This window comes from Thermosediminibacter oceani DSM 16646 (assembly GCF_000144645.1).
GTDB classification, from domain to species: Bacteria; Bacillota; Thermosediminibacteria; order Thermosediminibacterales; family Thermosediminibacteraceae; genus Thermosediminibacter; species Thermosediminibacter oceani.
In genome coordinates, this window is the sequence record NC_014377.1 from 1,609,117 (window position 1) to 1,623,342 (window position 14,226).

At 45.3% G+C, this 14,226-nt stretch carries 9 protein-coding genes, 2 pseudogenes and 1 other annotated feature; of the genes and pseudogenes, 5 read left to right on the top strand and 6 right to left on the bottom strand.

Going from position 1 to position 14,226, the window contains the following annotated elements:
• Positions 1-183: 183 nt before the first annotated feature.
• A pseudogene (locus TOCE_RS08190) lies at positions 184-1,408 on the bottom strand (IS110 family RNA-guided transposase).
• A 307-nt stretch (positions 1,409-1,715) separates the two neighbouring features.
• On the opposite strand from TOCE_RS08190, the gene TOCE_RS08195 reads away from it, so the two are divergent.
• On the top strand, positions 1,716-2,366 hold the full coding sequence (locus tag TOCE_RS08195) for a DUF1906 domain-containing protein (RefSeq protein WP_223156809.1): 651 nt from the start codon (positions 1,716-1,718) through the stop codon (positions 2,364-2,366).
• A 163-nt stretch (positions 2,367-2,529) separates the two neighbouring features.
• Complete coding sequence (locus TOCE_RS08200; RefSeq protein WP_425358463.1) at positions 2,530-3,990, top strand: IS1182 family transposase; 1,461 nt, start codon at positions 2,530-2,532, stop codon at positions 3,988-3,990.
• Positions 3,991-4,039: 49 nt separating this feature from the next.
• On the opposite strand, the gene TOCE_RS08205 is transcribed toward TOCE_RS08200, so the two are convergent.
• Positions 4,040-5,164 (bottom strand): WD40/YVTN/BNR-like repeat-containing protein, encoded by a 1,125-nt coding sequence (locus tag TOCE_RS08205; RefSeq protein WP_013276398.1) that lies wholly within the window; start codon positions 5,162-5,164, stop codon positions 4,040-4,042.
• 289 nt (positions 5,165-5,453) lie between these two features.
• On the opposite strand from TOCE_RS08205, the gene TOCE_RS08210 reads away from it, so the two are divergent.
• Entirely contained in the window at positions 5,454-5,888 is a 435-nt protein-coding gene (locus TOCE_RS08210) for a sigma-70 family RNA polymerase sigma factor (protein ID WP_013276399.1), read from the top strand.
• A gap of 277 nt (positions 5,889-6,165) precedes the next feature.
• Positions 6,166-6,394 (top strand): annotated as a pseudogene (locus TOCE_RS12145) (IS21 family transposase); the annotation flags it as partial.
• Positions 6,395-6,710: 316 nt separating this feature from the next.
• On the opposite strand, the gene TOCE_RS08215 reads toward TOCE_RS12145, so the two are convergent.
• The 3 genes from TOCE_RS08215 to ileS all read right to left on the bottom strand — a co-directional run bounded on the left by TOCE_RS08215 (position 6,711) and on the right by ileS (position 11,460).
• Positions 6,711-7,589: a DNA-3-methyladenine glycosylase family protein gene (locus TOCE_RS08215; protein WP_013276400.1), complete on the bottom strand. Its 879-nt coding sequence runs from the start codon at positions 7,587-7,589 to the stop codon at positions 6,711-6,713.
• Between the two features lie 222 nt (positions 7,590-7,811).
• Complete coding sequence (locus TOCE_RS08220) at positions 7,812-8,312, bottom strand: nitroreductase family protein (protein ID WP_013276401.1); 501 nt, start codon at positions 8,310-8,312, stop codon at positions 7,812-7,814.
• Positions 8,313-8,322: 10 nt separating this feature from the next.
• Complete coding sequence (gene ileS / locus TOCE_RS08225) at positions 8,323-11,460, bottom strand: isoleucine--tRNA ligase (protein WP_013276402.1); 3,138 nt, start codon at positions 11,458-11,460, stop codon at positions 8,323-8,325.
• A 62-nt stretch (positions 11,461-11,522) separates the two neighbouring features.
• Positions 11,523-11,743: a binding site (T-box leader), on the bottom strand.
• Positions 11,744-11,937: 194 nt separating this feature from the next.
• On the opposite strand from ileS, the gene TOCE_RS08230 reads away from it, so the two are divergent.
• Positions 11,938-13,098, top strand: coding sequence for an integrase core domain-containing protein (locus TOCE_RS08230; RefSeq protein WP_013276403.1), 1,161 nt, complete (start codon positions 11,938-11,940; stop codon positions 13,096-13,098).
• Here TOCE_RS08230 and TOCE_RS08235 read toward each other — a convergent pair.
• The gene (locus tag TOCE_RS08235) at positions 13,077-14,150 is read right to left on the bottom strand and encodes a bis-aminopropyl spermidine synthase family protein (protein WP_013276404.1); all 1,074 of its coding nucleotides are present in this window, start codon (positions 14,148-14,150) and stop codon (positions 13,077-13,079) included. The genes TOCE_RS08230 and TOCE_RS08235 overlap by 22 nt on opposite strands.
• Between the last annotated feature and the right edge of the window lie 76 nt (positions 14,151-14,226).

Genomic DNA, 14,226 nt, shown 5'->3' on the forward strand with positions numbered 1-14,226 from the left:
CAATTTAAAATCGCTGAAAATGGGTCAATTTAAATCCGCTATTGACAGTTGAAAATGTGAACTCCTAAATAATGTTGAGTAATTTATATTATTTCAAATTCAAAAAACCAAAATATTAAGACGTGCTATGAAAAGTCAATAGGCTAGAGCAAAAATTTCTTGACAATCACATAGAAATTCTGTTCACGCATTTTTGCCGGGAGGAGACCATTGATAATCCGGGTCATACGGCCGGTTATCCTTCCAGAGAGAGTAGATCAGGTGAACAAGTTTTCTTGCAACGGCTCCTGTAGCAACATTCGAGTGCTTTCCCTGGCTGCGTTTTTGCTCATAATAAGCCCTCAACTCCGGGTTAAAACGGCGGGCTGAAACAGCGGCTAACCACAAGCTGTTTCTTAAAACAGGGGAACCGCGTTTAGACATACGGTTACGAGTACCCTCAAACAATCCTGAAGCCCTGACTGTAGCATCTAAACCGGCATAAGCTACGAGAGCCCGGGGGTTAGGGAAACGAGAAATATCACCTATCTCACCGATAATTGCGGCAGCCAGGACAGGGCCAATACCTGGAATAGTTTCAATTACGTGGCGATAAGGGGTATCCTTACTAGGACGAAGCTCCTCCATAACCTCGTTAATTGCATCTTCAATAACCTTTATCTGTTCTTCAATAAATTCAATTTGCTCAACCAACAAACGAAGCTGTAATGTGAAAGCGTCTAAAGCCATGGTGATACCGAAGGTCCCCTTAGCCAGAGATTGAATCTTTTTAGCTCTTTCTTCACCGAACCGACCGCGGGAATGTTCTTTCAGGAAAGCAGATAACTCTGAAAGGTCCACTTCGGCTAATTCTTCCCGGCTCCGGGTAAGATTTAAGCAGCTCCCTTGAAGTCCGGATAAACACATCGGAGAAGCAGTCTGGGTATTCAGGGAAAATCCTATCCAAAATACCAAGCACCCTGTTCTTAAGGCCACCGACCTGGCGTACGAACTCAAAGCGGAGTCGGGAGAGCGACTGCAATTTGAGGGTTGTTTCGGAAGGGAGTCTGGTCTCGGGGGCTCTTCCCAATCGCAGCAAGTCAGCAAGGAGCAGAGCATCTTTTTGGTCGGTTTTAGTTTTACGCACATAGAGATTCCGCAAAGCATCCGACTGAATGGGATTGATGACATGAAGTTCAAATCCCTGGTTAGTGAGGTAGCAGTAGATAGGGAGCCAGTAATGGCCGGTAGCCTCTAAGCAGAACTTTACGTCATCAGGCTTTAAACCGAGTCTTTCCAATGCCTGCAAAAGCTTATTCATTCCTTTATGGTTATTGTCTAGATGCATTTTTAAGACTATATCACCGGAGTCGTTTACGAGGCATACTTCGTGACTGTGTTTAGCCACATCAATACCGCCATAGAACATGATTTACATCCTCGCTTTCACTGAATTAGGCAGGGTTCCCGCAATCCTCTATAAGTCTCAACCTTGCGCGTAACTCGAGGCATGCAGCAAGCTACATCCGCAACGTGCTCATTCGAGACATCTCATAGAGGAGGGGCTTCACTCTTAATTTCGGGACAGCGAAAGAGCTTCCCAAGGAGGAAGATCGAAGTCCCCTGCCGCTACGAGAAATATTAGCTAAGTTTTATCAGAATTCCTGTGTGGTTGTCAAAAAACTTTGAATGACCCTTAATTACATTATTAAAGCTAACTATATTGTACAAGGAGGATGGGTAAAATGGCATATGGAATCCATACAGCTACAAATGTATCTAATGTTTTAAATTGTCTCAAAAATAATGGTAAAACTTTTGTTGGAAGATACTTTGCAGTTACTAATACTTGGAAATCATTGACTAAAATTGAAGCTCAAAATATTTCTTCTGCGGGACTATATATTGTATCAATTTGGGAAGACGGTCCTGCTGATAAACCTTCGTATTTCACATATGATCAAGGTAAAAAAGATGGTAACAATGCTTTTCACTATGCTGCAGATATTCAGCAGACAGCTAATACCCCTGTTTTTTTTGCTGTAGATTTTGATGCTACTTCATCACATAAACAAGCTATTCTAGATTACTTTGTAGGAGTTAGAGATGGTTACTTACAATACCTTTATGAGCGTCGGAAATATGGTGAAGAAGAAATTTATTACAAAATTGGCGTATATGGAAGCTATGATGTACTAACTTGGTGTAAAGAACAAGACATTGCAACCTACTTCTTCCAAGCATATGCTCCAGCTTGGAGTAACGGGAGAAACAAAGATCCATGGCCTGGCTATCATTTACGTCAACTTGGTTCAAATCAGGATCTTTGTAATATTAAAGTGGATCCTGATGAATCAAGCGGTGCTGCTGGTGGGTGGAAATATTAAAAAAAGTTAGCCCGAATATCACTAAAAGCTGCCTATCTTTTATAGGCAGCTCAGACTGTCGACAAAGTAACTGTCGACAGTCTTTTTTTGCAAAAGCCAGTACAAAAATCATCAGCTTTTTAGTAAAATTAAAGAAGATACAAAAATATTGTGGGGCGATGAAATGTTAACGAAGAAAAATCGAGAAATAATAGAGCAGGTAGAATTAGTAAGCATCGATAGCTTAGTACCTCAAGACCATCTCCTTAGGGCAGTAGAAGAAAGCATCGACTTTAATTTCATTTATGATGAAGTAAAAGACCTATATAGCGAAAATACAGGAAGACCTAGTATTGACCCGGTAGTGTTAATTAAGCTACTCATGCTCCAAGCATTGTATGGAATCCGCTCCATGCGCCAAACCATCAGAGAAGTAGAAGTCAATGTAGCTTACCGTTGGTTTTTAGGCTATGGATTACAAGAAAAAATACCTCACTTTTCAACTTTTGGAAAAAACTATGAACGGCGGTTTAAGGAAAGTGATCTATTTGAAAAGATATTCGAGCGGGTGTTGATGGAAGCAATAGAATGCGGGTTTGTTAAAACAGATGCAGTATTTATCGATGCTACTCACATAAAAGCCAGTGCCAATAAGAATAAATATATCGAGAAAGTCGCTAAGCAACGGACTCAAAAATATAAGAAAGAACTTTTAAAAGAAATCAACGCCGAACGGGAAGCAAACGGTAAAAAGCCCTTTGAAGAAGAAGATGATGATGACGATAACAACAAAGGAGAAAATAGCTCTAAAAAAGTCAGGGTAAGCACCACAGATCCTGAAAGTGGGATGTTTCAAAAAGGGGAAAAAGAGCGCTGCTTTGCCTACACAGCTTCTGTAGCCTGTGACCGGAACAACTTTGTCCTTGGTGTCAAAATAGCACCTGGAAATGTTCATGACAGCCAGGTATTCTCCGATTTATTTCAAGAAGTAAACGATAAATTTTCTAAAATAGAGGCGGTAGTGGTTGATGCAGGCTACAAAACCCCCGGGATATGCAGAGAAATCATTGAGGCAGGAGCGCTTCCCGTTATGCCCTACAAGAGGCCGATGACCAAAGATGGCTACTTTAAAAAACGCGAATACGTCTATGACGAATATTATGATTGTTACATATGCCCCAACAACCAAATATTAGAATACAGCACCACCAACCGGGCGGGATACCGGGAATATAGGAGCAACCCCCAAATATGCTGTAAATGTCCCATGCGCCTACAGTGCACCAAAAGTAAAAATTACACAAAAATCATAACTCGGCATATATGGGAGCATTACATAGAAATAGCGGAAGATATAAGACACACCCAATGGGGTAAAGAACTATACAAAATGCGCGGCCAGACCATCGAGCGGGTATTTGCCGATGCGAAGGAAAAGCATGGCATGCGCTATACAAATCTACGAGGCTTGAGGAAAGTTGGACATTACCTCACGCTTCTTTTCGCATGCATGAATTTAAAAAAGCTGGCTTTATGGAAGAAAAGACGGGGAACGTTTCCGCCAACAGTCCCCGCTTTACATTCGTTTTTCTTAAAAATTTTCTTCGCCTTCAACAAAAAGCCGCTTTTAGGTTATGCATCCTAAAAGCGGCTTTGTCTACAAGCTGAGCTGCCTATCTTTTATAGGCAGCTTTTTAAAAAATTCTTTTCCACGAAAGCCCGCCGCTATTGCTGTGAAGTATCTCTGTTCCCGTGTCAAGATTAATAAGTGCCCACCCTACTTTAGGATTAACGAACTGAATCTGAACTGCGCCTTTAGGATGATGGAGCTCGTTCCAAGTATTACCGCCATCGCGGGTTCCATATAGCTTTGATTCTGTTAAAACCCACCAATGGGATCTATCCGTTATATTTATAGAAATAATCCTTTCTTTTGCTCTGAAAGGAGGTGCTCCAGACCAGCTTTCCCCTTTATCATGGGTAATGAAGAAAACTACCGAATAGTCGCCTTCTTTATTCATAAACCAGACCGGTAATATCCCGGTGGACTCTTTTTCATCATTGAAAAAGATAGGGGCAGTAATATAAATACTACTGTCACTGTATTCTGATGGTATTGGAAGAATACTTTGCAGCCAGGTATAACCACCGTCCCTGGTGACATATAAACCGTACTTTCCCAGTTCGCGGTATTCGATGGTTACAAATCCGGTTTTGGTATCCGGCAGGAATACAAAGCCGTTTTTATATCCGGCATAGGGGAGAGTGCCTGGTTTTTCTAATGTAGTACCCGGACCCTGACCCTTGTGAATCATCGACCAGGAGCCGTTTATCAGTTTATATACATCGACGGGACTGCTTCCCGAAGCAGGGCCGTAATTTTTTAAAGCCCATCCGTTATAAGACTTTTCGCCGGGGATAAAGAATAGTAGCCCTAAATTAAAAGGCACCTCCTCTTCAACCCAATGCCTTCCTCCATTTTCCGTTCTGTAGAGTGTACCCTTTAAATCTCTCGAAGATACGATCCACGCCAAATCTGAATTCAGAAAATACCAGGTATAGATTTCCTTCGCACCCTGTGGGGTTACGTCTTCCCACGTTGCCCCGCCGTCGATGGTTCGGTATACTTTATCCGATCCAATAGCCCATCCTTCATTTTCCGTAACCATTTTTAAATATACCAAACTGATATTTTGAGATTGCGAATTTGTTTTATGCGCCAACTCTTCCCGCTTTATTAAATGGTTAAATCTTGAGACTCCAATCAAAACCAGTATTATAATCAGACACCCGTAGAAAAGTCTCTTTTTGAACTTCATTGACATACATCCACCTGGTTCATAAAACTTGACCTTTTTACTTTGGCCAAGCAATCTCCGAACCAGGTATGCACATCCTTTACTTAAAATCTTATGCTTTTGGGATAGTATTAGTGAATCTAGGCGCTTTTCCCACCGGAAGCCCTGATAAAAGGTCCTTTATATCTTTTTATTGCCGATTTTTCTTACAATTTTTACCTTAATTAATCAAATAATTAAATTTTGGACAGATTATTAAAATGTTTTTTAATTATTATTAATAATAGAGGTCCAGAAGGAAGGTGTCAAGATGGTCTACAAATCCCAATTTAACGTAAATTTTAAAGACCTTGATAAAGAAGACGCAAAAATACTGTCGTGGTTTTTAGTCGGGCTTCGGCATGAAGCTATTAGGCTATTAAAAAAGGAAAAAAAGTTGAAGCAGCATGAAATATTGATCTTAAACGATTTCGTAAATCCTGACGATAGTAAACCTGTGGAAATGATTAACACTATTTCAGATCCCACCGATCCTTTCAGTGAAGTTGAAGATAAGATATACATACAACAAGTTCTATCAGTACTTACTCTACAACAAAGAAAAGTTATTGAATTAATTATTTTTAAAGGGTTGACGGAAAAAGAGATTGCCAAACAATTAGGTATATCTCAACCTTCTGTTCACCGTTTGAAAATACGTGGACTAAATAAAATAAAAAACATTATTTATATTAGTATGGTGTAGGTTCAGGTGATACCCGGCATAGAAAATACATTCCCTGTCAATCGGATGTTTAGCCTTTAGGCTGCTTACTGGTTTGTTTGAATAATCCGATATTACCCAAGGACTTTTTGGGGATCGTAATTTTCTCTCTTTTTGGCAGGAGTAAATATAACCCTTATCAGTTTAACTGAAATCGTTGTCACCGCCGGTGTAAATTTTCCAGGAGCAACGAAAAGGAATTGATCCCCCCTGGCGAAATATCCCTCTGATACCAGCGCAAAAGATCGGAGGGAAATAAATGCTAGGGAGTGAATCTATCATCATGTTACATGAATTAAGAACAATGGGCAAGACATTCGTGCAATTACACGAGAAACAGGTCGCTCAAGGAATATGGTAAGAAAATACCTTAGAGCAGACGCAATTCCGAAAGGAAGCCGCATCCTAAAAGAGGATCAAAACTCGATCCATACAAAAATACCATTCAAGAACTCATCAATCTTGGTATATTCAATTGCGCAGTCATACCGGTAACTATTCGTAACCGCCGAAAGCATCCGGTATCAAGGACGGGCAAAGCTCGGCGATAGCATATCCTTGACGCCTAAAAAAAGGGGAGGGCGGAGGCGGTATAATAGGCTAAACGGTGGTGATGAGAAACTCCTGGTTCTAGCCAGAAGGGTTTTCACAAAAAATTGGACTTGATCAAAATTCCTGGACCCTACTTTTCACTGTAATTATTTAGCCCAGGTCTTATATATTTTTATGCTCCTTTTCCTGTTGTCTTTATCTGCTGCTGATATTTATCAAAAAGTCCACCTGCTGCCTCTAGAAGAACTCAACTTAGTCTTTCTTAGAGCCGGGGGTGTCTTTAATATCACTCCAGCAAGTTCTGGTGTAATGGAAAAGGTACTGCTGAGCGAACCCGGCGAGTGGGCCGAATCTATTTTCCGCAAACTCCTGCAGTTTTTTTACCGGCATTTCCCTGCCGTCAAAATAAAGGTGCTCCACAACCCTTTTTATCCATACGTCTACCGGGAAGGCGTCGAATTTCCGCAGGGAAAAAAGCAGCACGCAGTCGGCTATCTTCCGCCCTACTCCGGGGATCTTCATGAGATAGTCTCTTGCTTCGCCGGTGGGAAGCTTCTCCAGTTCGTCCAGGACGATGTCGCCACCGGCGACCATCCTGGCCGCTGCAATCACGTACTTGCCCCTGAAACCGCAGCGGGTATCTCTGATCTGGGCTTCCGATAAAGAAGCCAGCACTTCCGGGGTGGGAAAAGTATAGTAGATTTCTCCCTCAAATTCCACAGGAGTTCCGTAACAGCTGCACATCCGCTCTATCGTCCGCTTTATATTAGGTATGCTGTTGTTGGCTGAAAGGATAAATGAAATCAGGGTTTCCCATGGTTGTTGGTGGAGTATGCGGTTACCGCTGCAGAACTTTACCGCTGGTACCAATTCGTCGAAACCGCTGAGCTTATCCTCGATCTCCCGGTAATCTCTTTCCAGGTCAAAATAATCCCGAATAAACCCGATCGAATCATTACCGCCGTTGGTAAATATCCTTAGGGTATCTTCCTCCTGGTAGGCCTTTATCACCAGGTTACCGACCACGCCCAGGTAACCCCCGTCTTCCAGCCTGTTCCAGCGGAAGGCCTGACCGCTTTCGGCTATCGCTTCCAGGTTGAAAGGTTGAATGCCTGTAAATGTTATCTCCAACGCTGTTTCCCCTCTCCGAATAAAATGTAACCGCTTTTAAAATTACACCGCTGGACAAGCATAATAGCTCCCACTAGTAATTTTTCTACGGCTATTGCCCTTTTCCTGCTCCCGTTTCAAGATTTGCCGAAAATCACCGTCAGAGGGCTATACATGCCATTAGACTAATAACCGAACTAAAAAAATAACCCGAGGGTGTAGGGTGCACCCTCGGGTCAGATTTTATTCGTATTTTTCCCACTTCAGCACTTCCGACAGCGGCTTCTTGGGCGGATTCGGCGTCTTATCAGAGTATCCCAGGGGTACCAGCGAGATAAGTTCGTATTTTTCGGGCACCCCCAGTAACCTCCTGACCTCATCGCTGTAAGGCCTCCTGTATCCCGCCACCCAGCAGGAACCGATACCGTAAGCTTTAGCTGCCAGTATGATATTTTCGGTAGCAGCCGAACCGTCTTCCACAGCGTGGTTGTTGTCCTTTTCGCAGAACACAGCCACGCAGGCGGCGGCATCGGCGATAAACTTCCCCCAGGTTGCGAGCCGGGCCAGTTCCTTTTTGCCTTCTTCGTTGGTTACTACCACGAATACCCACGGTTGAACGTTGTTGGCCGATGGAGCAAGCCTTGCGCAATCTACGATGTCCTCCAGGATTTCCCTGGGTATGGGTCTGGCTGCATATTGCCTTATACTTCTTCTTTCCTTTAAGACCCTGATCGTTTCATTCACAGCCCTCACCTCACGCTTTTTTTACTCCAAGCAACGCCCCGTGCCCGTTTATATCCCACTCCCTGGCAAAGCTGTCTTCCGGCGGGGCGGCTTTTTCGATGGAAATCGCCAGCGTATCGCCTTTAATCTCCCCTCCGTGGACGTCCATGGCTTCATCAATTACTGCGTCACCCTGGTAATAGACGTATATTTTATCTTCTACTTCAAATCCGGCTTCCTTCCTCATGTTCTGTATTTTGCTGGTGAGCTCCCGGGCTATACCTTCCAGCACTAGTTCGTGGGTAATCGTTGTATCGAGCACCACGTAGTAGCCCCCTTCTCCCTCGGTGCAGAACCCTTCTTTGTCCTGGGCTCTTATATCGAGATCGTCCTGGGTCAGCTTTACCTCCTGCCCTTCTACCGTCAGGACTACCTCGCCCTTTTCTCTGGCTTCCCTGATCAATTCGGCAGCATTGGCCTTAGAAATTTCCCGGGCAATAGCAGGCATGAGCTTACCGTATTTGGGCCCCAGCAGGTCGAAACGGGGCTTTAGCATGTAGGTAAAGTACTGTTCGGCCATGTGGATATACTCGATTTCTTTTATATTCAGCTCTTCTTTGATAATATCGGTCAGATCTTTTAAAAGCTCTTCATCGTTGGGATTCCTCAGCTGGACCATCATTCTCGAAAGGGGCTGGCGGTTCTTGATTTTAGCCTTGTTCCTGGCAGCCCTTCCTAATTCCACGATCTTGCGCGCCAGCTCCATCTTGTGCTCCAGTTTTAAATCGATAAGCTCCTCCCTTACCTCAGGGTAGTAGCAAAGGTGTACGCTCTCCGGCGATTCGGGATAAGGCACTCTCACCAGGTTCTGGTAAAGTTCTTCGGTGATAAACGGCACGAAGGGAGCCGCTATCTTTATGAACTCCACCAGCGCTTCGTACAGTGTGAGGTATGCTGCGATTTTGTCCTGGTCCATTTCGGATTTCCAGAACCTTTCCCTGCACCGGCGGACGTACCAATTGCTCATATCGTCTACCAGCTCTTCCAGGGCCCTGGCTGCAGTAGTTATATCGAATCCGTCCAGGCATTTCCTTACTCTCCTGTTGGTGCTGTTTACCCTGGACAGAAGCCAGCGGTCCATTTCGTGCCTGGATTTCGGATCCAGCGAATGTTTTCTCGGGTCGAAATTGTCGATACTGGCGTAAAGTGTAAAGAAGGAATAGATGTTCCACAGGGTGCCCAGGAATCGCCGCTGGGCTTCGCTTACAGCCTCTTTGTAGAAGCGGCTGGGGTTCCACGGAGGACTTGCCACGTAAAGGTACCAGCGCATGGCGTCGGCACCCTGCTCGTTCAGGATCTCCCACGGGTCCAGCACGTTACCCTTGTGTTTGCTCATCTTCTGCCCGTACTGGTCCAGCACGTGCCCCATTACCAGTACGTTTTTGTAAGGCGAATCGTCAAACAGCAGAGTAGATATCACAAAGAGGCTGTAGAACCATCCCCGGGTCTGGTCGATGGCCTCGGATATGAAATCCGCCGGGAAATGGGTTTTAAAGGTCTCTTCGTTTTCAAAGGGGTAGTGGAGCTGGGCGAAAGGCATCGAGCCCGAATCGAACCAGCAGTCTATGACCTCGGGCACGCGCCTCATATCGCCGCCGCAGCCGGGGCATTTTAATACGACTTCGTCAACGTAGGGCTTGTGCAGTTCTATATCTCCCAGCGGCAGCTTGCTCATCGCCTTCAATTCCTCTATACTGCCGACGGCGTGCTCTTTGCCGCATTCCTGGCATATCCAGATGTTGAGCGGCGTTCCCCAGTAGCGCTCGCGGCTCAGACACCAATCTATGACGTTTTCAAGGAAATTGCCGAAGCGGCCGTCCCTTATGTGCTCCGGATGCCAACCTATCTTCCGGTTTATCTCCAGGAGCCTGTCTTTAATAGCTGTTGTCTTGATAAACCAGCTGCTGCGGGCATAGTATAAAAGCGGCGTATCGCAGCGCCAGCAAAAAGGATATGTGTGCAGGTACCTTTCAGCCTTGTACAGAAGCCCCCTCTGCTTCAGGTCTTTTATGATGCCTTTATCGGCGTCCTTTACGAATACCCCGGCCCAGGATTCCACCTGTTCTGTAAACCTTCCCTGGGCATCTACGGGCTGTAATACCGGCAGTCCGTGCTTCTGTCCCGTCCTGTAGTCGTCCTCGCCGAAGGCCGGCGCCATGTGCACGATTCCGGTGCCTTCGTCCATCACGACGAAATCCGCGGTGACCACATAAAAGGCTCTTTCCCTCTCGTTTTCAAAGAACGGGAATACGGGCCTGTACTTAACGCCGGAAAGTTTTTCGCCCGTGAACTTTTCCAGGACGGTGTATTCCCCATCCAGGACGCTCAGCCTTTCTTCAGCAAGTATGAGTTTTTCGCCGTTATGCTCAACCTTTACGTAGGTGGAGTCTCCTTTTACTGCCAGGGCTGCGTTGGAAGGCAGCGTCCACGGAGTAGTGGTCCATACAAGGAAATAAGTATTTTCTTCTCCCTCCAGCGGGAACTTCACAAATACGGATGGGTCTTCGACCTCGTCGTAACCCTGGGCTACCTCGTGGCTGGACAACGATGTCCCGCACCTGGGGCAGTAGGGCACAACTTTGTGACCTTTATATAGAAGACCCTTCTCCCAGATTTTTTTCAAGGCCCACCACACCGATTCGATGTAGGTGTTGTGGTAGGTGACGTAAGGGTTCTCCATGTCGATCCAGAACCCTACCCTCTCGGTCATCCTCTTCCATTCCTGTTCGTAGGTAAAGACGCTATTTTTGCATTTCTTTATGAACTCTTCCACTCCGTATTCCTCTATCTGGGGTTTCCCGCTGATTCCAAGCTGCTTTTCAACTTCCAACTCCACCGGAAGCCCGTGGGTATCCCACCCGGCTTTACGGTCGACCCTGTACCCCATCATGGTCTTGTACCTGGGGATCAAGTCCTTGACGACCCTGGTCAGCACGTGGCCGGCGTGGGGCTTTCCGTTAGCCGTAGGAGGCCCCTCGTAAAACACGTAGTTGGGGGCATCCTTCCTGTTTTCTATGCTCTTTTCGAAAATCTTTTCCCTTTTCCAGAAATCCAGTATTTTCTCTTCGATCGGGACAAAATTCATAGTAGGCTCAACTTTTTTAAACATGACATACTACCTCCATCTTTAGCAATTGAAGGTTAGAATATATAAAAAAATCCCGTCCCTCAAAAAGGGACGAGATTTCTCCCGCGGTACCACCCTGGTAAGGTGCGGAAAATTCCCGCACCTCCCTTGTCTAGATAACGGCAATAGCCGTAGGCTCCTACTCCGCTGGTTTCGGGCCTCACTCAGGGGTGATCTTCAGCCACCGGTAAATCCACCGGGCTCCCACCCAACCCCGGCTCGCTGGGGGCTTCCCGGCGCTTACTGTCCCCTTCATCGTTTTTGCTTTTCAAGTTTTAATATTTAAAATACCACACTTTTTTTTCTTTGTCAACGCTTTTGCCCCGGTCGGTTTGTAGATGAGCCACAGTTTCGTTCACACTACTTTATTAAAGTGAAAAAGACATTGCAAAGGGTGGGTATCCCTGGGGTATTATGGATATGGAACAACAGAAACCCACTAAGGAGGGATCCCACCCAATGACATTATACCAAAAACTTAAAGCTTCGGGTAATCCCCAGGCTGTTGCTCAAATCACTATCTCTTTACTTGAGTCTCATTCCGTTAAAGAAACCGCTAAAATCTTGGGTGTTACTCCAAGATGGGTGTATAAATTAAGAGAGCGTTTCAGGCTTTCTAATGGGGATATATCGGCCTGTATCAAAAAACGAGGACCTAAATTCCGCATGCCTAACAGAACTCCGGAGCACATCGAAAATTTGGTCGTTACTCTGGCAAAAGAAACTAATCTGGGCTCTAAAAGGCTGGCATTGTTCATTAAAAATACCTTCAATATTCAACTTTCCCCTTTTACTATTCGAAATATTAGAAGACGTTACGGTATACACTGCCGTAAACACAAGACGCTTACCGGCTCCCGCCGATTTGCTACAGATTTCTCCGCCTTCGAACCTTTGCAGCTCTGGCAGATCGATGCAAAACATATCGCCGATCAATCGGCTTTGCCTCCCGAAGCTTATGCATCTATTTTCAAAAATAAGCTGCCTCCTTTTCAGTTCACTGCTATTGATATTAAAACAAGGTTGCGCTTTATTGCGTATGCCGATTCTCTCGATTTTAAAAATGGGTTGACTTTCATGCTGCTTGTGGCAGCCTGGCTTAGAGCCTTCGGTGTAAAACATCAACTCTTCTTTCAAACAGACAATGGAGCAGAGTTCGGAGGCAGTGCCGGCTCTCGTAAAAGAAAACTCATTCAAAAACTTATTTTCGATCATTGGAACGTATCTTTGCTTAATATCCCGGAAAGGAATAAGGAAACAAATTGCTTCGTTGAACGCTCTCACCGCACTGATGATGAGGAGTTTTACGCTTTAAACTTGAAAAAAGTAACTTCAAGGACTTCATTCCTAAAGATGGCTCAAAATTGGATACTATATTTCAACTACAGGCGGCCGCATTTTGGCAAAAACATGAATGGAATGACTCCTGTTGAGGCGTTGAAGTTTTATCGCTGCTTTTATCATCCTGCAATTGGTTCTATGCCTGTAGTTGTTTTGGATCAGCTTTCTAATTACACTTCTTTGCTTTTTGACATCTCTTCTTTGCCCTGGGATAACCTGCCCAGAAATAAAAAGCTATTGAACGAAACTATGGCACATTACATTTGCCCCGGTCGGTAAATCAGAGCCTCTTGGTCTATGTAAAGCTCGCAGGGCATAGACTTATTTTCCATTCCCTTGAAGCCGCTTAACGTCTCTATGCGGTACATTGAGGACCTGTACCAGTTGAGCCTGGGTTTTACCTGCACGAAAGAGTAATCGTCTCGAATGCTACCCAGCAGGTAATCCCAGTTGACGTAGTGGTTGAAGTCGTCAATTATATCGGTAATGGCCACCTTGAATTTATCTACCAGCATCTGCTGGAACAGGTTCCATTTCTTCAGGGAAGCCTCCGTACGGGTTAGCCCGAAGTAACCGGCACACCCCTCGCCTGAAAGGCCCGTGAGTCCCCTGCCCATGCAGACCTCAAGGGCTTCCAGGGTCTCCGGCGGGTCTGTGGTAAAAGTATCGAAATAACCCACGTATTCATCGGGCAGTTTTTCCCTGAAATCGTACTTTATAGCCTTTACCGGTAGCCCTAATTTAGTGGCTTTGTCATTAATATATTCAACCAGCCTGTCGTCGATCTCCATGACGACGACCTCCGCTGGCATCCCCGAAAGGCCGGCGGCTATGCTCACAAGATCGTCGTCTCCCAGAACCAATAGCTTTTTACCCTCCAGATCCCCCCTGTCCGCCATGAGGGCTATTCTGCTCACCACGGTTCGTGTTGTCACGAATCCCTGGTCGTAATCGATTATGGCTTTGGGACGGTCGGCGGTCACTTCATCAAATTTTTGCACCAGTTCTTTCAGCTTCTCGAGCCCTATTCCCCGTCCCTCGCACGCCGGACAGGTGTAATCTTTCCTGGGGGTTATCCCGCGGCTTTTTAAAAATTTCATGCCTTCAGGAGTAAAATATATGTCCCCCTGTTCATCTACTTTTACCAGTCTTGTCCGCTTTAGTACCTCGACTACTTCAGCTACAACGCTGAACGGCTCCCGGGCTGTACAGACGACCTCCCAGAAATGGGAACTGCTTGTCAGCCCCGACAGTACTTTTTCCACATCGCGCCCTGTAGTTTCAACCCCTGTCTTTTTGCAGACTTCCTCCGCTATCCCTTTGATGTCCATGGCTTCACCTCCATCCCGAGATTTAAAAAGGACCCTGCTTTTTTACAAGGCCCAACGGTAGACAGAGGTATAAAAT